Below are 24,556 nucleotides of genomic sequence, written 5' to 3'. Positions count from 1 at the left end.
TCAACCGGCCCTCACCGAACAACACCTCAATCTGCGCACGCTCACCAAGCGTAAGACGACGTCCTGGCACAACAAGATCCTTCCAGAAGGACCTCGTTGCAACAGACACTAGAAACCGCCCGCACCCATACCAACAACATGCCGCAAATCAACGCACCCGGTGCACGACCTGTCACCCATGGCCAAGGAAGCGCGGAGATGGCGGCGCGCGTTCTGCCATAGTTTCCGGATGCGCACGGTCCACATCGAGGCCCGGCCTGACCACGTGCTGCGTCTGGGCGGGTTGAAGGATCCGCTCGGTGCGGTGGCGGAGATGATCTGGAACGCCCTCGACGCCGAAGCCTGCGAGATCGTGGTCGAAGTGGAGACGAATGATCTCGGTGGCGTGGAGTACATCAACGTCGCCGATGACGGTCACGGCATGCGCAACGCGTCGTGCGGCGGCTTCTTCGGGCGGCTCGGCGGATCGTGGAAGAGCGCCGCGAAGATCTCCCCCGAACTCAAGCGCGGGCTGCACGGGCGAAGCGGCCAGGGGCGCTTGCAGGCGTTCGCGCTGGGCGAGCAGATCTGCTGGGTGACGACCGCGGTGAACGCCGCCGGACGGCGCGAACGCACCACGATCAGCGGGACGATCGACTCGCCCGCGGACTTCACCATCTCCGAACCCGAGCCGGTCAGCGATGACATCCCTCTCGGCACCAGGATGGAAGCGTCCATGCCCGCCGATTTCGTAGGCCGGCTGACCGAACCGGGCACACGCGATCAACTGACGTCCGTCTTCGCGCCCTTTCTCGCCGCCAACCCGGACGTCACCATCGTCTATGCGGGGCGGGTCCTCGACCCGTCCACCGTCTGGGTGCACACCGCCGAGTACGAGGTGACCGCACCCGGGGACGGGGTTCTGCCGGGCCCCGTCCTTCGCGTCATCGAGTGGCCGCGGGACGTCGGTCGGACGCTGGCTCTCTGCGATTCCCGCGGCGTGGTGCTGGCCGAACTGCCGGCCGGAATCCAGGCACCGGGCTATCACTTCACCGCTTACCTGCTCTGGGACGGGTTCAGCGACCGGCGCGAGACGCTCGAACTGGCGGAGATGGACGCGGACCTGGCCGGGCTTTCCGGTGCGGCGCGCGATGCCCTGCGGCGGCACTTCCGCGAACGCGACAGCGCACGCCGCGCCCGGCTCATCCAAGAATGGAAGAACGAGGACGTCTATCCCTATCGGCAAGAGCCGTCCGAACCGGCTGAGGCGGTGGAGCGCCAACTCTTCGACGAGGTCGCCACGACCGTGGAAAGGCGACTCCCCAAGGCCGCCCAGAACCGCCGCACGACCCTTCGCCTGCTCCGCGAGATCATCGCGCATGATCCCTGCGGCCTGTATCCGGTACTGGACGAACTGTTCCGGCTCCCCCAGGCAGAGCAGGACGAGTTGCGACGGCTGCTCGAACGCGCAAGCTTGTCCGACATCATCAGGGCGACCACCGAGGTCACCGCCCGTCTCGACTTCGTCGCAGCGCTCAAGCGGATGGTCTTCGATCCGCAGACCAGTAGGACGGTCAAGGAACGCAGCGAACTTCACAAGATCTTGGAGCGCGAGACGTGGCTGTTCGGTGACGCCTACGCGCTCATGGTCAGCGACCGAAGCCTCGACACCGTCCTGCTGCGTCATCTCCAGGAATTGGGGCGGAACCCGGTGCCGGAGCAGCGGTCACCGGTTCTACGGGAGGACGGCCGGAAGGGCATCGTCGATCTCATGCTCGGCCGCGCTCTGCGCGGCAGCTCGGGCAGAGAGCATCTGGTCGTGGAGCTGAAGGCACCGACCGTGAGGGTCGGCCAGGCCGAGGTGGGGCAGATCAAGAGCTACGCCGAAGCGGTGGTCAGCGACCCTCAGTTCGCGGACGCCCGAGTGAAATGGGATTTCTGGGTCATCTCCACGACGATGGACAACGTCGTACGCCGCGATGCCACCGCTCCGCACCGCCCGCCCGGCTGCATCGCGGAGTGGGAGGGCGGCGTCCGGATCTGGGCACGCACCTGGTGTGAGGTCGTCGACGATTGCGAGAACCGGCTGCACTTCTACCGTGACCAGCTGAACCACGATCCCGCCACCGACCACGCCATCGAGTACCTACGTCGAGTGCACCACTACGCCCCCAAGGCCCCGTCGCAGCCTGGGCCTAAAGGTTCTTGAGCAGGCTTGCGAAGTTCCGGAAGTCGCTCCGACTGATCGCGAGCTCGGGGCCGTGGGGGTCCTTGCTGTCACGGACTGCCACGACCTCAGCAATGGACGCCACCTCGACACACGCGTCTCCGTCGTCATGACTACGAGATGACTTGCGCCATAGCACATCACTCAGGTCCATCGTTCTTCAATCACCTTTCTGATAAAAGCTCGCGAATCCTCTGTGTTGAGCGCCTGAGCGCTCAATGTGTGCATAACCTTACTCATCTTTGCCAGTTCTGACGGATCCCGCGTGATTTCACCTCCGGTCGCCTTCACAACGTAGGAAATTTCGCTGCGATCCGGCTGCGTGGCGATATGAAATGATGCTCGTACGCCCCGGTAGTAGGCGGTCGGAGCGATCTGCAAGAAGATGCCCTCTCGCAGGGACAGCTCGATCAGGTACTCCAACTGCTCCCGCATGACCTCCTTCGAGCCGACCTGGCGATACAGGACGCTCTCCTCCATCACCAGACTGATCATGGGCCGGGGTTTTCTGGACAAGAGCTCCTGACGCCTCATCCGGGTGGCTACTGCGTCATCATCGACCAGCAGGACACGAGCATACGCCTCCGTCTGAAACAGCCCATAGACAAGATAGTTCTCATAGACCCGTAGCTGGTCGGCCGACGCCTCGGCCTTCGGGAAGGCCACGAAGTGGGTCGGGTACCTGACCTGCTTGATCTGCTCCAGAAGGTCGTCCCATGCCTCGGTGATCTTGCCGTCGGCCTTGAGCGTGCCGTCGACGCGTTCGGCGAAGTCCCGGCGGCACTTCGTCCGGCCGCACTCCACGTGGCTGATGTAGGACCGGGCCACGTTGACGAGTTCCGCCAGTTCTCCCTGCTTGACACCGGCTGATTCTCGGAAACGCTTGACCACGGTTCCGAAGCCCACCAGCTCAGGGTCGATCTTCGGCCGTGCGCTACCAGATCGGGACATGACCGCTCTCCCTCGGGATGCTAGTAGCACGCGAGTAGCTGCTACTCAAATGTGGCCAATTCCAAGCTCTCCTGCAATTTTACGTCGCCGTGTGGCCTCATGGTGTTCGTTCGATAACAGAGGGTGACAACGTCGGGGTTTTCCGGTTTGAGTCGGAGGTCTTTTCGGGGTCGTCCGCCGTCCAGGCTGGGGGAGTTCACCGATGCGGGCAGTACAACTCGCGCCAGAAGCGCCGGACCTGGTGCTGGAGCCGTCCGACAAGGCGCCCGCGCTCGCGCGGCGCTACCTGACGGAGCGGTTCCGGGAACTGGGGCACCCCGACGACTTCGTCGGGCGGCTCGTGGTGACGGAGCTGGTCACCAACGCCTACAAGCACGTCGGTATCGGGCACATCGTCGTCCGGATCTTCCCCGACATGCGCGCCGACCTGACCGTCATCCAGGTCTGGGACGAAGGCACCGCCATGCCCATCGTCCGAGGTGAGAACCACGACGCGACGGACGGGCGTGGCCTGCTGCTCATGTCCGAACTCGTCCACGACTGGGGCGTGCGGCCGCTCATCGAGGGAGGGAAGATCATATGGGCTCGCTGCGCCCGCTGAACGTCCAAGCAGGCCGCCATCTGCTGCGGTGGCGGACCCGGCTGGAGCGCACCACGGCGATCCGCAACCTCGACCTGCTCGCCGTCGCCGTCCAGGCCAAGAACTACCGGCACGTCAAGCTCTACCAAGCCGACGAATTCCCCAACCGGCCGCCGCTGCTGTGGGTCTTCGCGTTCAGCCCCGACGACCACGTCCGCGTCGCGGTGAACGTCCACGCCACACCCGGCGGCGGCTGGGCCTACTACGAGGCCGGACGCGGACGGCGCGGCTACCTCTCACCCTGCGGCGACACCAAGCACGCCGCAGACCAGGTCGACGCACTCCTCAAACATCGCATGTTCCCGTCCACCTGGTAACCCGCGCACGCGCTCCCGGAGGCTTTCTGATGACTTACAGATCTGGCCCTTGGTACGGCCGCCCCGCCCGCAACGATGCTTCGCTCGCATCATCACGGGCGTCGATTGGCCTGGACATGCATCTCGACATCGATCAGGCCCTGGACGACCTACGCCACGCCTTCCCCGGCATCTGTGTCTGGCACGGCGAGTTCAGCGGGTCGCTGTGGGCGCTTCTCCCCGACCGTCTTGTCGAAGCCAGGACGGCCGCTGGCCTTGCCCGCCAACTGCACGCCGCACTCCCCCGCCCAGGCGCGCAGGTCATCCGCCGTCCGCTCCCGCCCACCCGCCGTCCCGACGGCACCTGGACGACCGCGAAGCCCACCGCCGCCGGATCTCCGCACCGTCGCGACCTCGCCGGACGCTGTCGCCACGTCGTCCGCTGGCTTCTGACGAGTTGCTCCCACCTGACCCCGGCCACCTCGCTTTCCTGACGGTCGGCCGTTCGGCCTTGGCCTATTCGGCTGGCACGGCCGGACGATCTCCCATAGCGATGCCCGAAAGAGACGTGTTCGGGGGTATTTCTCCTGGGTCCGAGGGGAGGGTGGGCGGAACGGCGCCGGTTTCCGCAGGCGCGGGCGGGGGCCGCGTCGGCTCAGGTGTCCAAGGAGAGCAGCGCCATGAGAGTCATGCTGAGAGCGATCATGGACACCCAGGTCTCGAACGACGCGATCAAGACCGGCAGGCTGCCCGAGATCATTCAGTCGCTGATCGACCGGTTCGATCCCGAGGCGGCGTACTTCGGCCCCGGCGACGGCGGGCGTTGCTGCGTCCTCGTCTTCGACATGAAGGACACCGCGTCGATTCCCACCATCGCCGAGCCGCTCTTCCAGGAGCTGGGCGCGAAGATCGAGATCACTCCGGTGATGAACCGGGATGACCTGCAGAAGGGCCTCGCCTCCCTGCAGTAAACGCCGGACGGCTAGGCTGGGGCACCCGATAGACCGGTCGAAGGGTGCGGTCAGATGCCAGGTCCGCAGGTCAATTCCGGCCGCGAGGCGGGCTCCGACCTGCTCCTGGAACTCTCCTCCTCGGGTCCTCACCGCGCGGCGGTGGCGGCGGCGCTCCGCGAGGCCGTGCGGAGCGGGCGGCTCGCGCCGGGGACCCGGCTGCCGCCGTACCGCTCGCTCGCCGCCGACCTGGGGGTCGCCCGCAACACGGTCGCGGACGCGTACGCCGAACTGGTCGCCGAAGGCTGGCTGACCGCGCGGCAGGGCTCCGGCACCCGCGTGGCCGAGCGTGTCGCGGCCAGGGCGCAGCGGGCCCCGGCGAAGGCCCCCGGGCGCGGTGCCCTCACCGTCCACGACCTCCGGCAGGGGCAGCCCGACGCGACGTCCTTCCCCCGTGCCGCGTGGACCGCGTCCGTACGCCGCGCGGTGGCCGCCGCGCCGCACGACGCCTTCGCCCCGGGAGGCCCGCAAGGGCGTCCCGAACTGCGCCGCGCGCTCGCCGAGTACCTCGCCCGCGTGCGCGGTGTGTCCGCCGCGCCGGGCCAGATCGTCGTCTGCGCCGGGTTCGCGCACGCGCTGCGGCTCCTCTTCGGCGGCGTGCTGTCCGGGCCGCTCGCCGTCGAACCGTACGGGCTGCCCTTCCACCGCCAGATCCTGGCCGACGCCGGAGTCCGCACGATCCCGCTGGGGCTGGACGCCGACGGTGCGCGCACCGACCGGCTGGCGTCGCACCCCGATGCCTCGGCGCGGCGGGGCGCACGGGCCGTCCTGCTCACCCCCGCGCACCAGTTCCCGACCGGCGGACCCCTCCATTCGACGCGCCGCGCCGCGGCCGTCGACTGGGCGCGCGGCCGGGGCGGCGTGGTCGTGGAGGACGACTACGACGGCGAGTTCCGCTACGACCGCGAGCCGGTCGGCGCCGTCCAGGGACTCGATCCCGACCATGTCGTCTACATCGGCTCCGTCAGCAAGAGCCTGTCCCCGGCGATCCGGCTCGGCTGGCTCGTCCTGCCGCCGCACCTGGTCGACGCGGTCCTCACGGCCAAGGGGCTGCGCGAGGCGTGGACGGGCGTCACCGACCAGCTCGCGCTCGCCGAGTTCATCGAGTCCGGGCAGTACGACAGGCACGTCCGCCGCATGCGGCAGCGCTACCGCGCCCGCCGCAACCAGCTCGTCGCGGCGCTGGCCGAGCGTGCCCCGCACATCCCGGTGACCGGCATCGCGGCCGGGTTGCACGCCGTCCTGCGCCTGCCGCCGGGCACCGAGGCGTCCACCGTCGAAGCGGCCGCACAGGCGGGAGCGGCGCTCGACGGCCTCGCATTCTTCCGCCACCCCGCGAGTCCCCTCCCCCACCGGGACGGCCTGGTCGTGGGATACGCCACGCCTCCCGAACACCGCTACCGGCCGGCGCTCGACGCGCTGTGCCGGGCCCTGCCGCCCGCCGAAGCCTGAAGCCCCCGCCGGACGGCACGGAGCACGAAAGCGCGATGCCGCCCCGCAGAGGGGGCGGCATCGCGCGGCGGGTCCGTGCCGGTCAGACCTGGACGGCCGGGCGGGCGCCGGACGGCGCCTCGGCCTCGGCGGCCTGCCCGGCGCCGTGCCTGCGCAGACCGAGCGCGGCCAGCGCGGTCGCCGCGATGCCCGCCGCCGCGATCAGCATCGCGGTGCGCAGCCCGTCGTTCGTCGCGGCGCGCAGGGCCTCGCCGCCGCGGCCGTCCAGGCCCGCGTTGGCGACCGCCACGAGCAGGGCGAGGCCGACCGCACCGCCGACCTGCTGACCGGTGGACACGACGCCCGAGGCGATGCCCTGGTCCTCGGCGGACACCCCGAGCGAGGCGGCGCCGAACATCAGGGTGTAGCCGGCGCCCTGGCCGACGCCGAGCACGAGGAGCCCGGGGATCAGGGCGGCGTACGAGGCGTCCGTCGCCATGGTCGCGCCGACGATGGCGGCGCCGGCGCCGCCCACCGCCAGCGAGACGGCCAGCACCGGGCGGATCCCGTACCGGGTGGCCAGCCGTCCCGCGGTCTGCGAGCCGGCCGCGATGGCGGCCATCGGCACCAGGAAGGCCAGCCCGGTGGCCAGCGGGTCGTAGCCGTGCACGCCCTGGAAGTAGACGGTCAGGAAGTACAGCAGCGTGCCGAACGTGCCCATGTAGGCGAACGTGACGGCCGTCCCCACGCTCAGGTCGCGGTCGGCGAACAGGCGCAGCGGCAGCAGCGGGTCGGCGCTGCGCCGTTCGACCGCGACGAACACGGCGAGCAGCACGGCCCCCGCGAGGGCGGCGGCCAGCACGACCGGCGAGAGCCAGCCGGACTCCGGCCCCTGGACCAGGGCGAACACCACGGCCGTGACACCCGCCGTCGAGGTCAGCGCGCCCGCGACGTCCATCGAGCGTCCGCCGCCGCGGGGCGCGTCCGGCGCGATCAGCGGGACGGCGAGCAGGGCGGCGACGGCGGCGAGGGGCACGTTGACGAAGAACACCGACTCCCAGCCGAACGCGTCCGTCAGCACGCCCCCGAGCAGGGAACCGAGGATCATGCCGCTGCCGCCCGCCGTCCCCCACACCGCGAACGCCCGGTTGCGCTCGCGTCCTTCCGCGAAGCCAGTGGAGACGAGGGTCAGCGTCGCGGGGAACAGGAACGCGCCGCCGACCCCCTGCAGGGCGCGGGCCGCGACCAGCACTGCGGCCGACTCGGCCAGGCCGCCGAGCAGCGAGGAGACCGCGTACAGGACGAGCCCGACGGTGAACATCCGGCGCGGTCCGAACAGATCGCACGCCCGCCCGCCGAGCAGCAGGAAGCCGCCGAACGCGACGGCGTACGCGCTGATCACCCACTGCAGGCTCTGCGCGGAGAAGTCGAGGCCCGAGCCGATCTCGGGCAGGGCCACGTACACGATGTTGTAGTCGATGGAGATGATCAGCTGGGCGAACGCCAGCAGGGCGAGGACAGCCCCCGGACGGCGTCGCCGGGGCGCTGCAGGCTCGATGAAGGGCATGAGGGTGCTGCTTTCGAGAGGAGGGGCGGGGAAGAGAGGCCGCGAGGGTCAGCGCTCGGTGAGCGCCTTCGTCCAGACGGGGCTGTCGAAGTAGTGGTTGTCGTACTGCTCGGAGCTGTCGCGGATGTCCTGCACCGTGGCCTCGCCGCGGTGGACGCGCTCCAGCAGCCGGTAGTAGTCGAAGCGCTGCAGGCCGGGGCTGAAGACGACCAGCATCTCGGCCTCGCAGCCGGGGGCGGGCGCGAACGCGTGCGGCACGGTCGGCGGGACGGTCAAAAAGTCGCCCTTGTCCAGGTGCAGGACCTCGTCGTCCACGAGGATGCTCATGGCGCCGTCCAGGACGAGGAACATCTCGGTCGCCCGGGTGTGGAAGTGCGCGGGAGCGCCCGGCGAGCCCGCGCGGAACGTGGCCTTGTTGGCGGTGAGCGCGCCGCCGGTCGCGCCCGCGTCGGCGAGCAGCGTGATCAGGCTCGTCGCGCCGTCCTGCACGGTCTCGGCGTTCCCGGCCCGGACGAGGACGGGTGCGGGCGCGGGTGCGGTGGACTGGTTCGCGGCGGCGTGCATCGATTCTCCCGAGTGTCCGGCCTGGCTTCTCACCAGGCCCTTCTTGCTGACACCGACGAATCTAGAGCGCATAAAGACCCACCGAATGGTTCATTTCGGGTCAAGATTCGTGGGTCAATTGCCGCGACCGCGCCTCGCCGGACGGCAGCGGCACAGCGGGGCTCTTGACCTCGACCAATCTTCAGGTTGAACACTGGCGGGGACGCTGTCTCACGCGAAAGGTGCTGCTCATGCGCGCGATCCAGGTGGTCTCGTACGGCGGTCCGGAAACGATGTCCCTTGTGGAACTGCCCGATCCGGTGCCCGGCCCCGGCCAGGTGGTCGTGCATATGGCCGTGGCGGACGTCATCTTCCTTGACACACTGCTGCGCGCCGGCTTCGGCAAGGAGTTCTTCCCGCGGACGCTGCCCTACGTGCCGGGCGGCGGGGGAGCCGGAGCGGTGGCGGAGGTCGGCGACGGGGTCGACCCGGCGTGGATCGGCCGGCGCGTGGTCGTGCGGACCGGCGTCGGCTACGCCGAACAGGTCGTCGCAGGCGAAGAGGAGATCATGGCGATCCCCGACGAGCTGGCCTTCGAGACGGCGGCGGCGCTGGTCCACGACGGCGTGACCGCGCTCACCATGGACCGGCTCGGCGCGCCGGAGAAGGGGGAATGGGTGCTGGTCTCGGCGGCGGCGGGCGGTGCCGGGTCGCTGCTGGTGCAACTGGCGGTCGACGCCGGAGCACGGGTGGTGGCCGCCGCGTCCAGCGACACCAAGCTGGCCCTGGCCCGCAGGCTCGGCGCGGAGATCACGGTCGACTACACGCGGCCGAACTGGATCGAGCGGGTACGCGAGGCGACCGGCGGCGGCGCCCCGCTGGTGTACGACGGCGCCGGCGGCCCGCTCGGCACGGCGACCTTCGACGCGACGTCCGACGGCGGCCGGTTCGTCACCTACGGCACCGCGGAAGGCTTCGCAGCCCCCGACCCGGACGTCGCCGCGCGCCGCGGCGTAACGGTGTTCACCCCGCTGATGGACGGCCCGCCGGACCAGGAGACCGTCCATGAGCTGCTGGGCCTCGCACTGGAGCAGGCCGCAGAGGGGCGGCTGCGGCCGGTGATCGGCGACGTCCACCCGCTGGAGCGGGCCGCCGACGCCCACCGCTCACTGGCCGCGCGCACCACCGTGGGCAAGTCGCTGCTCCTGATCGATGCCGAACCGCCCGCGGAACAGTAGAGGACGTGCTTGGAAGCCGGCTGGCTCCCGCCCGAGACCGCGGCCCGAGCGTCAGCCGGCCGCGCTGTCACGAAGATCGGGTCGCCGGCGTCTCATGGGGACGAGTCATCTGACGGCGAGGAGAACCCCGTGAACCTGATCCTGTGGATCGCTGCTGGACTGCTGGCCGTGGTCGCCCTGATCGGCGGCATCACGAAGACGTTCATCCCCAAGGAGAAACTGGCCGCGCAGCCCGGCGGTGAGTGGACCGGGCAATTCGGCGCCGGTTTCGTCAAGACCCTCGGGGTCCTGGAGATCCTGGCCGCGGCCGGCCTGATCCTGCCCGCCGCGCTCGACATCGCACCGGTCATGGTGCCGGTGACCGCCGTCTGCTGGGTCCTGCTCATGATCGGCGCGATGATCACTCATGGCCGCCTCGGCCAGTTCAAGCTCTCGATGCTGAACCTGGTCTATCTCGCACTCGCGGCCTTCGTCGCGTGGGGCCGCTTCGGGCTCGAGCCCTTCACCGGCTGACGAGGTCGTGTTCCGTCCCGGCGCGGAGGGCTATCCGAGGCCGGAGAGGTCCCGGGTCATGACCGTGTTGCGGTCGGCCGGTCGGTTGCCCAGGGAGAGCTGGGGCCATTGGCCGGAGAGCTCCTGGCGGCTGCGCTCGCTCCAGGCTCGGGCTTCGTCGCCGCGGGTCTTGTAGAAGTTGAGGGCGTAGCCGCCGGTGTGGACGCGCAGGAGCGTGAATCCGCCCGGGTATTCCTTGACGGCTCCCACCTCTTGCTGGACGACCCTGGGCGCGAGGGGGAATGTCGAGCGCTGGTTGCGGTGGGTATGGCCGGCGTGGTGCAGGAAGACGCCGGGGGCGCGGTTGTAGGCCGCGAGGATTCCCAGGGACTGGCCCGCGTCCAGGGAATGGGTCCCGGTCACGGCAAGAGGGTCGTTCTCCGTGAAGAGAGGGTGGTGGCCGAAGACGAGGGTGGGGCGGTCCGGGTCTTTCGCCAGTTCGGATTCGAACCATTCCCGCTGGTCCGCGGACAGGCCGCCGGAGTCGCCGCCGTCGCCCGGCTTGTCGTAGGTGTCGAGGCCGATCACGCGGAGGCCCCGCAGGTCATGGGCGAAGTACGTCCGGCCGGACGGGAAGAAGGCGTCCTTGAAGCAGTCGTTTCCCTGCCACGTGCTAGGGCTGCAGGACGCGTACGGCGATCCCGAGTGGGCGCGGTCGTGATTGCCGCGAGCCACCAGGTAGTCGGTGCCCAGGGTCCCGAATGTGTCGAGGAGGCGCTTGGCATTGTGGAGGTCGGCCGGGGCCGCTTCGCTCGATACGTCCCCGGCGGCGAGAAGGTGGGTCGCGCCTCGGCTGCGGGCGTCCGCGATCAGGGCCTCGGCCATGACTTCGGGGTAGGGCGGGTGGCCGGGGACCTGCTCGATGCCCTTGATCCAAGGGAGCTGGCCGACGAGTCCCGCGACGGTTTCGCCCAGGTGGAGGTCGTTGCAAAGGGCGATCGAGAAAAGGTGCCTGCCTGGGGGCGGTTGCGGAGTGGTGAAAGCGAACACGTCGCCGAGCGGGGTGCCCGCCGACTCACCGAACGCCAACCATGTCGGAGCCGCTGCCCGGCCTCTGGAACGGGCCTTGTAGTAATACGTGCGCCCCGGTTCCAGATCGGTCAGTTCCACGTAGTGGTAAGGGGTGTCGGACGGGCCGTGAGCCGTCATCGTCAGCCGGGACGGGTGCGTCCCGTAGAGCACCTCGGCATCGGACGGGGCGGGCTTCATGCGCCCCAGACCGTCGTCCGTCCCGGGGATGCCCGTGTACCAGGTCAGGACGGCCGTCGTTTCGGTGACCGTGACCAGTTCCAGGTTCACCGGCCGGACGTCGTCCGCGGCGGACGCGGCCTCGGCGGGCAGGAGGGAGGCGCCCGCGACGATCGCGCTCCACCGCAGGAGGGCTCGGCGGCTCGGCCGGCAGCAGATCATGATCGCTACGGTGGCAGCGGAGCCGCCGCCCGAACAGGCCCAAAGAAGACGGCCGCCGGGCGGCAGGGCCCGGCGACCGGGCGGCTCAGCCCGCCACGGCCCGCAGCCGCTCCTCGCGCAGGCGGCCCGCCCAGGAGTCGTCCAGAGGCTGCAACTGCGTGCCGGTCGCCCAGCTGAGCAGCAGGTCGGCGAGGCCCGGGTTGCGGACGAGCGCCGGGCCGTGCATGTAGGTGCCGAGAACGCGCCCGCTGTAGGCGCCCTCGAAGCCGTCGCCGTTGCCGATGCCGTGCACGACCTTCGCGAACGGCTGCGCGTTCGGGCCGAGGTGGGTGACGCCCTGGTGGTTCTCGAAGCCAGTGATGCGCGGGACGTTCAGCTCCGCCGCCACGTCCCCGACGATCTCGCCCACGGCGCGCTGCTCGCCGCGGCCGGAGCGGATGTCGAGCAGGCCCAGGCCGGCGACGGGCTGGCCCTCCTCGCCGCCGAACTCGTGGCCGAGCAGCTGGTAGCCCGCGCAGACCGCGAAGACCACCGCGCCCGACTGCACGGCCCGGGCGAGACCGCCGTCGCCGCGCAGGCGCTGCGCCGCGAGGATCTGCGGGCGGTCCTCGCCGCCGCCGAGCAGGTAGATGTCGCCGTCGGCGGGGACGGGCTCGTCCGAGCGCAGGTTCACGGTCTCGGTCGGGATGCCGCGCAGCGCGGCCCGCCGCTCCAGGACGATCGTGTTGCCCTGGTCGCCGTAGGTGCTGAGCAGATCCGGATAGATCCAGACGATCCTCAGGGGCTGGTGGGGCGTAGCCATGGGGGCGGAATACGTGCGGTCAGACGACACGGCCGTACCTCGTTCGGATGTTCTGGAAGGCGGTGTAGTTGGCGATCACGTCGAGGTGCCCCGGCGGGACGGCCATGACCGCCTGGTCGATGTCGTCCACGACGGTGAACGACACGTCGGCGGCCTCCAGCCGGGCGGCGAGGTCGACGCGGCGCTCGCCGGTGACCCAGACGGGACGGCCCTGCAGGATGCGGTAGTCGACGTCCCACAGCCAGGACGTGTCGCGGCCGTCCGGCCCCTGCGCGTTGACCGACAGGGCGACGGGGCCGGGCGCGGGCCGCAGGACGTCGAACGCCTCCAGCCACCCGGCCGGGTTCTTCGACAGCAGCAGCCGGATCGAACGGCCCTGGTGCTCGACCGTCGTGTAGCGGCCGGCGACGGAGGTGACCTGCGACAGCAGCGGGAGCGCCTGCTCGGGCGGGACGCCGAACTGCGCGACGACCGCGAGCGCGATCAGCGCGTTCGAGCGGTTGGCGCGGCCCGGCAGGGACAGCCCCGTGAGCGGGTACGCCCGGCCGTCGGGCGCGGTGATCGTGTCGCCGTGCAGCGCCCAGTCGGGGCGGGGACGGCGGAAGTGGCACTGGCGGCAGGCCCAGTCGCTGTCCTCGTCGGTGTCCTGCCGGTCGAGGGGGCCGCCGCACTCGGGGCAGCACCAGGAGTCCTCGCGCCAGTGCTGACCGGCGGCGACCCACGTGACGCTCTTGGCGCTCGACGCGCCCCAGGTGACGAGCGGGTCGTCGCAGTTGGCGATGACGTGGCTGGTCGGGGACGCCTCCAGCGCCCGGCGCCACTTGCCCGCCAGCAGCCAGATCTCGGCGGCGCGGTCCATCTGGTCGCGGCTCAGGTTCATCAGCGCGACGACGTTCGCCCCGGTCTCCTTCAGGACCATCGGGACGTATTTCTCGTCACACTCCAGCACGCCGTAACGGGCGGTCGGCGCGGACGCGAGCGCCGACACGTGCCCGGTCGGCATGTTCGCGCCGAACGCGTTCGTGGCGACCTCCCCGAGCGGCGTCATCGCCGAGGTGATCAGCCGGGTCGTCGTCGTCTTGCCGTTGGTGGCGCTGACGAGGACGAGCTTGCGGTCCTTGGCGAGCCTGGTCAGCAGCTCGGGGTCGAGCCGGAGGCCGACCCGCCCGCCGATCACCGAGCCGTCCCCGCGGCCCGCCATTCGGGACATCTTGGCGGCCGTACGACCGAGCGCGACGGCCAGCTGCGAACGCAGCGGAAGATCGCTCATGAACTCCGTCTTCTCTGGATGCGCCGGGAAACCGCTCCGAGCCTAGCCGCTGAACGCACCGCCGCGGGCCCGTTGCCGGGCCACCGGCGGGTTCGGGGGCGTCCTCCGGCGGCCGGACGGATAGTGTGAGCATCATCACAGCAGATCCGGTAAACCACCGGCACCGATCTTGACCTATACCGACATGTCGTGATTCGGTGCCACCTCCGACTGCGGTGTGCCAGATTTCCATCCACGCGTCCGAGAACAGCGGCACCCACTACTTTTGTCGGGAGCCCTGCTGATTCGCGGGGAAGCGGTGCCCGTCCCGGCCGGCGGGCCAGGACCGCAAGCGTGGCAAGCGGCGATAAGGCGAGGTCTGAGCGATGCAGTGTCCGACGTGCGGTAATGACACGCCCGGGACGCTCGGCAAGTGTTCGCACTGCGCGGCGCCGATCGACGTGTACTCGGTCGGGCCCGCCCTTCCGCTGGGCGCACCGGTCACGGACGCGGCCCCGCCCGGCAGTGCCGACGGGCTCGGCGACCAGACGATGATGGTGCCGCCGCCCCAGCCCGCCTGGGCCGCGAGCGCGCAGCCGCCCGCGATGCCGGACTTCGCGATGCCGCCCCAGCCGTCGGCGCCCCAACCACCGATGCCCCAGCCGCCGATGCCCGAGCCGCCGACTCCGCAGCCGCGGACCGCCCTGGAGCCGCCGGCGCAGCCGCGGTCGCCGGTGGAGCCGTCGGCGGTGACGCCCGCGTCCGCCTCCCCGCTGCCGTCCGTCGACCCCGATGACACCGCGGCCTGGACCTTCAACCCCGACGAGGAATCGGGCGGCTACGGCACCGTCCCGCCGCCGGCGCCCGCCTGGGGCACCGGGCAGCCGGCGCTGCCCGCGAACGACCAGCCCGCGCTGCCCCCGGCCGGGGGCGCCGGGGCGAACCCGTTCAACCTCGCCGACCAGCCCGAGCCGGCCGAGTCGATCGTCCCGGAGTCGTGGTTCGCGCAGCCGCGCAGGCCCGAGAGTGCGGACGCGGACGCCACCCAGGTGTGGGGGCGGCAGGGCGGCGGCGCCCAGCCGCCGGCGCCGCCTACCGGCATACCGGACGCCGATGCGACGCAGATCGCCCCCGGGGCGATGAATCCCATGGGTCCCATGAATCCCGGCGTCCAGGGATTCGGTGGAGACCTCGACCAGACGCGGATGGATCCGGGTCTCCCGCTGGGCGCTCAAATGGGCGCTCCGATGGGTCCTCCCCCGATGGGGACGATGGTCCAGCCCGGTGTGGCGCCCATGGGCGGGATGGGGCAGGCCGACCCGGGATACGGCGGCTACCCCCCACCCCCTCACCAGGGGGCGAAGGGCAGCGGCGGGACGAGCAAGCCGCTCATCGCCGCCGTCGCCGCGCTCGTCACGATCGCGGCCGGTGCGGTGGTGTTCGTCGTGTGGCCGTCCGGTGACGACCCGTCCGCGGGCACGCATCCGAGTTCCTCGCCGTCCAGCACGCAGGTCGCCCAGAAGAAGACGATCCCGCCCGAGACCAAGCAGCAGGCCGCGACCCTGAACGGGATCCTGAACGACAGCGTCGCCACCCGCCGGATCCTCGCCGGGGCGATCGGCCGGGCCGGCAAGTGCAAGACGCTGCCGCAGGCGATCCAGGGATTCCAGACGGTCGCGCAGCGCCGGCAGAACCAGCTGCAGCGCACCGCGAACCTCAAGGTCGACAAGCTGGCCAACGGGGAGCGCCTGCGCGGGTCGCTGTCCGAGGCGCTGACGGCGTCGCTGCGCGTCGACCAGGTGCTGCTGCAGTGGGCGCAGGCGAACCAGAGCGGCTGCCGCGGCAAGCCGAAGCCGAGCGCGGCGCAGGTGCCCGGACGTGCGGTGCACGAGCAGCGCGCGACGTCGGCGAAGAAGCAGTTCGTCGTCCTGTGGAACCCGGTCGCGAAGAAGACGGGCCAGCCGCTGCGCAGCTGGAAGCGGGTCTGACGGCCGATTACGGCCCGGTCTCGACCGGGGACGAATTGTACGAACCAGGTGGGTCGCGCGTTATCTTGTGACGGTTCGCATCCACGGGTCAGGGGGCCGTCATGCGGTGTCCGAACTGCGGTACCGACACCTCGTCGTCGTCGCCCGCATGCATGCGGTGCAACGCGCCCCTGCCGCCGGACGGCGGCGCGACGGCCCGCGACGAGACGCTCCGCGAGCCGTTCGGCGAGGCGCCCGGCCCCCATGGACCCGTCCCGCCGCCGTGGGCCGAGCAGAGCCCGATCCCGTGGGAGTCCGCGGCCGACTACACCAGCCCCATGCCGCCGTCGGAGGAGCGGTCGATCTCGCTGTCCCGCGAGCCGTGGGACGAGCCGGCGATCTGGCAGCCGCCCGCGCCGCGGCGCAAGAGCAGGCTCCCGTACTTCCTGGGCGCGGCGGGCGCCGTCCTCCTCATCGGGGTGGCGGCCGCGATCGTGTTCTGGCCGAGCGGGTCGAGCCCCTCCGGGAATCCGCCCGCCGCGGCGCAGTCGTCCGGGCAGCCGTCCGACCAGCCGAGCCAGGGCGTCGTGTCCGAGACCGAGGACGCCGGCGACCTCGGCACGCAGGCCGGCGCCGTGAACGGACTGCTGGAGGAGATGGGCTCCACCCGCTCCGACCTGGGGTCGGTCGTCGCGGACGGCTGCCCGGCGAGCGGCCTGCAGCGCATCCTCGACGCGCGCAAGGGCCAGCTGGAGCGGGCGCGCACGCTGGAGGTGAGCGCGCTCGACAACGGCGTCCAGATGAAGGACGCGCTCGTCCGCGCGCTGGAGGCGTCGACCGAGTCGAACCAGCGCTACCTGGACACCGCGCCCGGCTGCCCGTCCGAAGGGGAGGTCGCCGACGTCAACCAGCGGGCGAGCAGCGCCAAGAGCGAGTTCATCGGCTACTGGACGCCGATCGCCGAGCAGGCCGGGTTGCCGGCCCGCAGCGAGGGCGACATCTGACGGGCACGATCTGACGGGCCCGATCTGAAGGGCGCGTCAGCCGCCCACGCCGAGGGCGCCGGCGAGGCCGTGCACGGCCTCGGCGAGCGCCGCGACACCGGCCACACGCCGCCCGAGCCGTTCGAGCGCGCCCGCCATGCGTTCGGCGTCCGGGTCGCCGGACTCGGCCTCCTCGCGGACGTCGACGAGATCCCGGCGGGCCCTGGCCGGCTCCGCGACATCGCCGGCATGCGCGTCCAGCAGGCGCTCGACCCGGGCGAGCGCCTCCCTGACCTCGCTCGACGGCCCGGCGTTGATCTGCTGGTTCTGCGTGACGTTGTCGCCCGACGCGACCTGCCCGGACACGTTGGCGTTGCCGCCGATCCTGATGCCCCGGTCACCGCGCTCGCTCATGCCGCCTCCAGATGGTCACGGGTCGGTGCGGCGGGCGCCGGCCTGCCGCTGGTCGACGCGCGCGCCCGCGGCGACCTGCCCGTTCACGGTCCCGCCCGTCATGATCACGCCCTCGTTCATGATGACGCCGGCCTGTGCCCGGTACGGTGACACGTCGAGGCCGCACTCGTCGCCCAGGTAGTCGAGCAGCGCCTCGTTGACGCGCCACTCGATCAGCCGCGTGTACTTGTCGGCGTCCATCTCCTGGACGTAGCTGTCGAAGGCGTCGGCGGCGCACAGTTCCCGCACGCTGAGCCGCGCGCCGAAGTCGTGCAGCATCCGCTGCGCGGAGCTCTGCGCGGCCGTCGCCACGACCAGGCTGCGCAGCATCGCCCAGCAGGTCGCGACGGTCCGGACGCCGGGAAGCGTCATCGCGCGGAACAGCCCGCGCCGCCCGTGCACGATGGCGCGCAGCACCAGCGTTCCGGTGCCCCAGGCGGGCAGCAGGTCCACGACGCGGAACTCCCGCCGGACGGGCGGCAGGACGGTCGCCGCGAAGTGCCCGTACAGCATCCTGCCCTCGACGGCCAGGTACACGAAGGCCGTCAGGGAGATGTCCTGTTCCTCGGCGGGCGCGACGACGCGCCCGTCCCGGCCGATGACCGCCTGCCCGTGGGCGCCGACGGTGACCCGCTGGAAGCAGCGGATGTGCGACTGCGGATGCCGGATCAGCGCCTCGGCCGCCTCCGGCGTGGCCATCGAGAACGGGCACCCGTGCGCCGGGTCCACCAGCGGGTGCGGGGGCATCGTGATGGAGTTCGCCGGGTCGACGGGACGGTTCCGCTGGACGCTCTCTCCTCGTCCGGCGATGTGCATGCCGGTGAGGAGCGCGGTGATCCGCTCGTTCAGCGGCAGGGGTTCGGCGCCGCTCGCGTCCTGGCCGGACGGCCGCTCGTCCCGCATGGCGTGCAGCCGGTCCCGCACCCGCAGGTGCATGATCATCGGATCGACGCGGGGCGGCGGCTCGCCCGTGCCGTCCTTGGCGAGGTCGACCGGGCCGGTGGCTGGACGGTCCAGCTCCAGCACGATCGACCAGGCGCGCGCCCACGGCGAGGTGAGGTCGCCCGCGCCGATGAACGGGTTCGTCCCCGAGTGCAGCGTGATGTTGCCGCGCTGCGCGGACCGGATCCGGGCGAGGACCCGCGACGCTCGTTCGCTGAACGTGCGCGGCCCCGGCCCGGCGGCGCCCGGCGCCAGCTCCCGCGCGAGGACGCCGTAGACGACGGCGAGATGCCCGGTGATCACCGAACACAGCGCCAGGGTGAGGATGATCAGGCTGAGGACGGCCAGGTCCGTCTGGAGCAGTTCCAGGACTCCCTTGCTCTGTTCCTGGTCGTAGGGGGTGAAACCAGACTCCTCGACCGACTTCTCGCCCGCGACGGCGTACAGGATGGCGAAGACCGCCCACGGGAACAGGACGAACGTCGCCCAGCCGGCGACCAGCCGCCATGTCCAGGAGAGCCGCCGCCACGGGATCGCGGCGAGCCCGGCGAGGATCAGCAGGACGAGGAAGTACCCGACGGCGAGGAACTGCAGGAAGATGAGCGCGCCCAGCCAGATCCCGCAAAGGAGCAGGTCGCGGACGAGCCGGTAGCGGCGCGCCCGCAGCGCGTGCAGGAGCACCGGCTCCACGTCGAACCCGTAGGACGGGACGACGGCGCGGTTCTCGTCGTCGAGGAACTCACCGATGACCTGGTCGCAGATCCGCTGGTCGAGGTAGACGGCGGCGCACAGGTAGCGGGTGGTGTTCTGCAGTGGCTGCCGCGAAGTCTCCGCGGCCGTCTGCACATGCTGGAAGAACGGCGCGGCGCCGGGGGGCTGCGGAGGGGCGGGAACCTCCTCGTCCACGGTCATGGCGACGAAAATATCCAGCCCGCAACGCGAATTTGAAAGAAAGCCCCGAGTTGTGACCTTCTGGCCACACTTGGTCACGACACGGCGGGTCCTTCGGGGTCGCCGGGCCGGCCGAGAAAGGGCAGCCCCTTCGACGGATCCGCGAAGGGGTCGATGAAGCGCTCGAACCAGCTCAGCACGGGTTCGAGCCAGTCGGCGACGCGCATCGTCTCCGCGACGTGCTCGACCTGCTCGTCCTCCTCGAACCCGATCGCGACGACGGACAGGTCCTGGTAGAACCCGGCCTGGTCGTCGTCGCCGTAGAGCGCGGTGAGGGCGATGGGGCGGTTGCGCTCCAGCTCCATCGACAGCGGGTGGCGGCGCAGGGCGCGCAGGCGGTGGCCGAGCTTGGCGTCCGGCGGCTGCTTGAGGCCGGGCAGCGGGTAGTCGAGCGGCGGCGCCAGAGTGTGCTTGTCGGGAGCCTCGGCACCGTACGGGAACAGGCGGTCGAGCTCGTGCAGCCATTTGAGCTGCGGGATCATCCACTGCGGGCCCGGGGCGGCGCCGGCGGCGACCGTGTTGCCGGGGACGAGGCCGCCGAGCAGCCGTCCGGCGACCCCGGCGACGGCGGCGGTCAGCTCGGCGGGCGGGTAGGCGGCGCGCAACGACCGCGACCGCCGCGTCACCGCCCGTTCGAGGACGGTCGCCAGCGCGCACTCGCGGAGCCGCGGAGACAGCCGCGACCAGGCGCGCCCGAGCTCCGACGGCACGGCGGGCAGCGGGCGGTTCACCACGTGCGCCAGCACGAGCGTGTCGGCCCACAGCCGCAGCCACGCCCAGTCGGGACCGCCGGCGATGAGGTCGGCCTCGCGCAGCTCGAACAGCGTGCAGGCGCGTCCCGAACGGCACTCGCAACCGCAGGCGGCGGACCGGCGTCCGTCCACGGGGGGCGGCGGGCCGGGCAGCTCGGCCTCCCGTCCCTCGCCCAGCGGCACCCGGACCCGCAGCGGGCGGTCCATGCCGTCCGCGAACACCGCCGCGACGCCCGGACGCAGCGACACCACCTCGCGGGACTGGTCGCCGTCCAGGTTCATCGCCGCGCCGACCTGGTGCCGGTCGTCGTAGGCGGGCAGCCGGTGCACGACCTTCAGCGCCGTGTTCTTGATGACGTCCGGGACGAGCTTCGTCGGGATCTGCTCGGCGACGATGATGCCCTCGCCGTACGCGCGGATCTCGGCGAGCATCCCGGCGAACAGCTCGACCGCGTGCGAACTGCCGCGCTCCGGGCCGCGGTTGCGCAGCAGGCGGTGCGCCTCCTCGATGACGATGACGTGCCGCAACACCGAACCCGTCGCCCGGTCGCGCTTCCGCTCGCGCATCCGCAGGTGCTCGACGATGCGGATGATGAGCGTCCCCATGAGGAACGCCTTGTCCTCGTCGTTCGCGACGTCCTCGATGGCGAGGACGATGTTGTCGCGGAGCATGCCGCCGATGTCGGCCGGGTGCCCGCCCTCGAAGAACCGTCCCGCCGATCCGATGCGCAGCGACCGCAGCCGGACGTCGACGAACCCCTGCACGTCGGCCATCAGCTCGCGCCCGTACCCGACGTCCTGGATGACCTGGAGCGCCGCGTTCTGCAACTGCTCCAGCGTCGGAACCGCAGGCTCGATGAGCGACCCGGGCACGCCGCCGCCCGTCACCACGTCCCACCCGTTGTTCTCGTAGACGCGCTGGAGGGCCTGCGCCATGATCTGCGGGAACGGCTCCTCGGCGTCGAACGCGGCCTGGAACAGCGCCCGAACCATGTCGATGTGCGCCTGCACCGGGTAACCGGGCTCGGGCGCGAGAGGGTTCACCGACAGCGGCACCGAGTCCGGGTCGGACGGGTTGACGACCGTCACCGGCCCGCCGAGATCCTGGATGCGGCCCGCCATCGCCGCGTACTCCGACTTCGCCGGCTCGATCGCCAGCCACGGGATGCCCGCGCGAGTGAGCTGCTCCAGCAGATGCCGGACGGTCTGCGACTTGCCCGCGCCCGTCGCCCCCGTCACGAACACGTGCCGGTTGATGGTCGAGCGCGGCACGGTGAACCGTCCGACCTCCCGGTCCTGCCCGTCCAGGATGGCGCCCAGCTCGATCTGCGGCTCCCCGCCCTGCGGCGTGGTCTCGGACGTGACGTCGAAGTACCCGGCGTCCAGCACCCGCAGCCCGGGGACCTCCCGCCGCGGCAGCCCGGCCAGCGCCGCCAGCGCGCCCGCCGTCGCGACGAACGGGAACCGCTGCTCCGACTCCGCCATCGGACGCGCCGGGACGGGCTCCGCCCCGGGCCCCAACATCTCGGCGAACGAGCCGCTGCCGTGCCCGGACCTCAGCCGGTACGGATGGTGCCCCAGCTCCATCGACCCGACGAGCACCGGCGCGATCTGCCCCAGCTCGTTCTGCGACGCCGCACCCGCCACGACCCGCACCTGCCACAGGCCCGCCTCGCGGAACGCGTCCAGCTCGGCGAGCCGCTGGTCGGCCCGCGCGACGGCGAGCCGCGCGTTCTCGTCCTCTCCCCTGCGCAGCATGCGCAGCTCGTGGTGCAGCTCCCGCATCTCGATGTCGATCAACCGCTCGTCGCCCGGCTCGGCGACCACGAACCACCCGAACGGCCGCTCCATCAACGTCACGAGCGTCGCCTCGAACAGCCCGGGACCTCCCCCGGCCCCCTGCGGAGCCATCCTGCCCGGACACCGCGTCCACGCCATCCGCTCCGCCTGCCGCAGCCACCCGTCCCCGATCGGAACCCCGCGCGCCCCGCTCGGGAACAGCAACCCGTGCGTCTCCGCGCCCGGCACCGGCGTCCCGATCGGCCCCGCATTGGTGATCAGCTCCAGCGGCGCCCCGTCCCCCGCCGACAACCACCCCACGACGAACGGCCTGCGCGACCGCGCCGCCGACAACGCGGCGGGCAGCACGCTCACGAAGTCCCACTCGGCGGACGCGTCCCGCTGCGGCGCCGGTATCGCCTGGATCCGGTACCAGGGCCCCGGCAGCACGAACGGCTCCGGCGGCGCGCCCCGCATCCCGGGCGGCGGCCCACCCGGCGGAACACCGGTCCCCCCTCGATAGGGCGGCATAGCGGACGAACCAGGCGGCAAAGTCACCCCAGCATCCTCGCGCCCCACCCCGCCCCACGCCACCGCCCTCCAGGAAGAGCCCGGGAGACGCCAGCAATCCTGACACCCGGCGTCAGGATCACGGTTGCGGGTCGGCCTTGTGCCTGCCGTTGGTTTTCCGTGACGGGACGATCCGGACCGGGCGGGACGCGCCGCGGGGCAGTGCGTGGCGCGCTCGCCGGGGGGCGGGCACCTCCGGCGGTTCCGGTTCGGGGTTCGCAGGGACGTCCTCTTCGGGCTGGACGAGCGACTCCTGCTCGCGGAGGCACTCCTCGAACTCCATCGAGTGGGCGGACGGCAGCGTGATGATGCCCGGGTTGGCGTCCACGAGGAGGGTGCTGCGGCCGGTGGCGCCCGAATGCGTGAACACCATCGCGGTCGGCGGCAACTCCTGCAACTGCGGTGGCCCCACGAGCAGTTCCCGGAAGCGCTGCTTGTCGGTCCGCCGGTCGGCGACCGTCCGGCCCCATGCGGTCGCGGAGCTGATGCCCTGCACCAGGACGGAGTCGTCGGCGGCGGGCGCGGGCAGCGGCGACCAGACCGGATCGGTGAGGCCGTCGCCGCGCGGCCGCGCGAACGCGACCGTGCTGGCGTAGCTCTCCCCCGCGACGTCGAACAGCGTCTCGCCCGCCGCTTCGGTGATCTCGGCGATGAGGAGCGGCTGGCCGGCGCCGATGTGCTCGGCGGCGACGCGGGCGTCCTCGGGGTTGCCGAGCCGCATGAATCCGACGGCGGCGTGGCCGCGCCGTCCGAGCCGCTCCCGGACGTGGTTCGGGATCGACCGGTACATGAGCACGAGGCCCGTCCCGGTGGCCTCGCACGCGTCGATGAGCCGGTCGAGGACGTCCCCGCGCAGCTTCTCGGCCCCGCACAGGAAGAGGGTGTGGTCCCAGCGCCCGCCGGGCGGCGACTCGCGGATCCGGTGGGTGAGCGCGGTGGTGACGTACGTCCCCAGGATGCGGTTGGTGAGGACGCCGGCCCGCCTGTCCATCGACACGACGTGCAGCCTGGACGGCGGCAGCCTGACCGGCTCCGTCGCGAGTTTCTCCAGCTTGCGAAGCTGCGCCTCGAGCGCCCACGCCCGCCGGACGACGATCCGGTCGGTGGCGTCCCGTCCGAACAGGGTGGCGATGCGTTCGAGCTGCCCGTCCGTCAGCAGACCCTTGCGCAGGTCGTCGCGCGGGTCGCCCACCTGGGCGAGGACGCGCAGCGCCGCCGTGATCCGCGGGATGGTCGCGTCCGGCCCGAGGACCTCGATGAGCCGCTCCAGGATGGAGTTGTCGAACGACAGGTCCCGGGTGCCGCCCTCCTCCTCGCCCGCGCTGACGACCAGCGACAGCACGTCGGCCAGGGCCTCACGGTTCAGGCCCCTCGTGACGTCCAGCCGGGGCAGGTCGGCGGGCAGCACCCACACGAGCGGGTCGTCCCCGCGATCCGCCGCGAGGCGCAGCAGATCGTGCGCGACCGCCCCCTCCGACAGATCGATGACCGTGAGCCGCGCGCCCACCGCGAGCCGCGCCGCGCCCATGGTCGTGACGGCCGCGGACCACCCCGCGAGCGTCCCGCCCACGACGTCGACCCGGTCGACCCCGGGCGGGACGGCGACCGGATACCACTCGCGCTGGCTCTCGTAGGCGGCCCGGCGGCGCTCCCACTCGGCCCTCGCCTGGGCGTACGCCTTCTCGGCGGCCTCGCGCTCACTCGCCCGGGCGGCGCTCCGCCGCTCCTCCTCGTACCGCTCCTGCGCGAGCCTCTCCCGGACGCCCCGCTCGTCCCGCCACAGGCCGCCGCCCGTGATGGCGAGGACGACCAGGCACGCGAACAGGGCCACCCCTGCGAAGGCCCACGGGATCACCCCGACCGCGCCGCACAGCAGGAACAGGACGGCGAACACGAGCGTGCCGCCGACCGCGATCCGCAGCGGCCTGCCCGCCATGTGCTCGCCGGGCCGCCGCGCGGGCGGCGGCAGCGGCGCCTGTTCAGGCCGCTCTGGCGGGTCCGGGGGCGGCCCCGGATCGGGGTGCACCTGCGCGTAGCGCCAGCCCACATGGACGCGGTCGGCCTGTGTCAGCCGCGCCATCGCGGACCCGCTCGCCATGTCCGTCACGTCGAGAGACCCCTGGGAGTCGCGGGATTATAGGGAACGCCTCGGGGTTGCAGGTTCGGTTTCGTACACACCCAGGGTAAAGACCTTCCCACCTCCCCGCGCCTCGTTCAACGGAACAGCTCCCCAGATGCCCGCCCAGCCCCGACATTCCGGTCAC

Annotated in this window: 21 protein-coding genes; 10 read left to right on the top strand and 11 right to left on the bottom strand. The window is 71.6% G+C overall.

The features are described 5' to 3' along the window. Positions 1-178 precede the first annotated feature (178 nt). Positions 179-2,188, top strand: coding sequence for an ATP-binding protein (locus tag SM418_RS31925; protein ID WP_371945079.1), 2,010 nt, complete (start codon positions 179-181; stop codon positions 2,186-2,188). Here SM418_RS31925 and SM418_RS31920 read toward each other — a convergent pair. Continuing rightward, positions 2,175-2,360 carry a DUF397 domain-containing protein gene (locus tag SM418_RS31920; RefSeq protein ID WP_371945077.1) on the bottom strand — a complete coding sequence of 62 codons (186 nt, stop codon included), beginning with the start codon at positions 2,358-2,360 and terminating at the stop codon, positions 2,175-2,177. The two genes, SM418_RS31925 and SM418_RS31920, sit on opposite strands and share 14 nt — an antisense overlap. Beyond that, positions 2,351-3,157, bottom strand: coding sequence for a helix-turn-helix domain-containing protein (locus SM418_RS31915; protein ID WP_371945075.1), 807 nt, complete (start codon positions 3,155-3,157; stop codon positions 2,351-2,353). The genes SM418_RS31920 and SM418_RS31915 overlap by 10 nt, the downstream gene beginning before the upstream one ends. A gap of 202 nt (positions 3,158-3,359) precedes the next feature. Here SM418_RS31915 and SM418_RS31910 point away from each other — a divergent pair, with 202 nt between their 5' ends. The 5 genes from SM418_RS31910 (at position 3,360) to pdxR (ending at position 6,555) form a co-directional block, all read left to right on the top strand. Next, positions 3,360-3,758: an ATP-binding protein gene (locus SM418_RS31910; RefSeq protein ID WP_371945073.1), complete on the top strand. Its 399-nt coding sequence runs from the start codon at positions 3,360-3,362 to the stop codon at positions 3,756-3,758. Then, on the top strand, positions 3,737-4,114 hold the full coding sequence (locus tag SM418_RS31905; RefSeq protein ID WP_371945072.1) for a hypothetical protein: 378 nt from the start codon (positions 3,737-3,739) through the stop codon (positions 4,112-4,114). Before SM418_RS31910 ends, SM418_RS31905 begins: the two co-directional genes overlap by 22 nt. Before the next feature lie 116 nt (positions 4,115-4,230). Further along, complete coding sequence (locus SM418_RS31900; protein ID WP_371945071.1) at positions 4,231-4,587, top strand: hypothetical protein; 357 nt, start codon at positions 4,231-4,233, stop codon at positions 4,585-4,587. Between the two features lie 186 nt (positions 4,588-4,773). After that, the gene (locus SM418_RS31895) at positions 4,774-5,064 is read left to right on the top strand and encodes a hypothetical protein (protein ID WP_371945070.1); all 291 of its coding nucleotides are present in this window, start codon (positions 4,774-4,776) and stop codon (positions 5,062-5,064) included. Positions 5,065-5,118: 54 nt separating this feature from the next. Beyond that, complete coding sequence (gene pdxR, locus SM418_RS31890; protein WP_371945069.1) at positions 5,119-6,555, top strand: MocR-like pyridoxine biosynthesis transcription factor PdxR; 1,437 nt, start codon at positions 5,119-5,121, stop codon at positions 6,553-6,555. An 82-nt stretch (positions 6,556-6,637) separates the two neighbouring features. On the opposite strand, the gene SM418_RS31885 is transcribed toward pdxR, so the two are convergent. Both SM418_RS31885 and SM418_RS31880 read right to left on the bottom strand, forming a co-directional pair. Then, a complete protein-coding gene (locus SM418_RS31885) occupies positions 6,638-8,101 on the bottom strand; it encodes an MFS transporter (RefSeq protein ID WP_371945068.1) in 1,464 nt (487 codons plus the stop codon). 48 nt (positions 8,102-8,149) lie between these two features. Next, positions 8,150-8,665 (bottom strand): cupin domain-containing protein, encoded by a 516-nt coding sequence (locus tag SM418_RS31880; RefSeq protein WP_371945066.1) that lies wholly within the window; start codon positions 8,663-8,665, stop codon positions 8,150-8,152. A 230-nt stretch (positions 8,666-8,895) separates the two neighbouring features. Between SM418_RS31880 and SM418_RS31875 the strand changes: the two genes are divergently transcribed. Further along, positions 8,896-9,882, top strand: a complete 987-nt coding sequence (locus SM418_RS31875; protein ID WP_371945065.1) for a zinc-binding dehydrogenase — start codon at positions 8,896-8,898, stop codon at positions 9,880-9,882. A gap of 129 nt (positions 9,883-10,011) precedes the next feature. After that, positions 10,012-10,395 carry a DoxX family protein gene (locus SM418_RS31870; protein ID WP_371945063.1) on the top strand — a complete coding sequence of 128 codons (384 nt, stop codon included), beginning with the start codon at positions 10,012-10,014 and terminating at the stop codon, positions 10,393-10,395. A gap of 30 nt (positions 10,396-10,425) precedes the next feature. Here SM418_RS31870 and SM418_RS31865 read toward each other — a convergent pair whose 3' ends face one another. From SM418_RS31865 to SM418_RS31855, 3 genes are all read right to left on the bottom strand, one after another. Beyond that, positions 10,426-11,844: a purple acid phosphatase family protein gene (locus SM418_RS31865; RefSeq protein WP_371945062.1), complete on the bottom strand. Its 1,419-nt coding sequence runs from the start codon at positions 11,842-11,844 to the stop codon at positions 10,426-10,428. A gap of 85 nt (positions 11,845-11,929) precedes the next feature. Next, a complete protein-coding gene (locus SM418_RS31860; RefSeq protein ID WP_371945060.1) occupies positions 11,930-12,646 on the bottom strand; it encodes a type 1 glutamine amidotransferase in 717 nt (238 codons plus the stop codon). A 19-nt stretch (positions 12,647-12,665) separates the two neighbouring features. Further along, positions 12,666-13,916: a Mur ligase family protein gene (locus SM418_RS31855; RefSeq protein ID WP_371945059.1), complete on the bottom strand. Its 1,251-nt coding sequence runs from the start codon at positions 13,914-13,916 to the stop codon at positions 12,666-12,668. 365 nt (positions 13,917-14,281) lie between these two features. On the opposite strand from SM418_RS31855, the gene SM418_RS31850 reads away from it, so the two are divergent. After that, positions 14,282-15,883, top strand: coding sequence for a hypothetical protein (locus tag SM418_RS31850; protein WP_371945058.1), 1,602 nt, complete (start codon positions 14,282-14,284; stop codon positions 15,881-15,883). A gap of 152 nt (positions 15,884-16,035) precedes the next feature. Continuing rightward, positions 16,036-16,866, top strand: coding sequence for a hypothetical protein (locus SM418_RS31845; protein WP_371945056.1), 831 nt, complete (start codon positions 16,036-16,038; stop codon positions 16,864-16,866). 36 nt (positions 16,867-16,902) lie between these two features. Here SM418_RS31845 and SM418_RS31840 read toward each other — a convergent pair whose 3' ends face one another. The 4 genes from SM418_RS31840 to SM418_RS31825 all read right to left on the bottom strand — a co-directional run bounded on the left by SM418_RS31840 (position 16,903) and on the right by SM418_RS31825 (position 24,390). Beyond that, the gene (locus tag SM418_RS31840; protein WP_371945055.1) at positions 16,903-17,259 is read right to left on the bottom strand and encodes a DUF5955 family protein; all 357 of its coding nucleotides are present in this window, start codon (positions 17,257-17,259) and stop codon (positions 16,903-16,905) included. 15 nt (positions 17,260-17,274) lie between these two features. Beyond that, positions 17,275-19,152 carry an AbeC-like domain-containing protein gene (locus SM418_RS31835; RefSeq protein ID WP_371945053.1) on the bottom strand — a complete coding sequence of 626 codons (1,878 nt, stop codon included), beginning with the start codon at positions 19,150-19,152 and terminating at the stop codon, positions 17,275-17,277. A gap of 74 nt (positions 19,153-19,226) precedes the next feature. Next, positions 19,227-22,199: a helicase HerA-like domain-containing protein gene (locus tag SM418_RS31830; RefSeq protein ID WP_371945051.1), complete on the bottom strand. Its 2,973-nt coding sequence runs from the start codon at positions 22,197-22,199 to the stop codon at positions 19,227-19,229. A gap of 172 nt (positions 22,200-22,371) precedes the next feature. Beyond that, a complete protein-coding gene (locus SM418_RS31825; RefSeq protein WP_371945050.1) occupies positions 22,372-24,390 on the bottom strand; it encodes a hypothetical protein in 2,019 nt (672 codons plus the stop codon). Positions 24,391-24,556 lie beyond the last annotated feature (166 nt).

The sequence above is a fragment of the Actinomadura chokoriensis genome (assembly GCF_041463665.1).
Classification (GTDB): domain Bacteria; phylum Actinomycetota; class Actinomycetes; order Streptosporangiales; family Streptosporangiaceae; genus Spirillospora; species Spirillospora chokoriensis_A.
The sequence above is the reverse complement of the archived record's forward strand: the minus strand, read 5'-3'. Positions and strand labels throughout refer to the sequence as shown.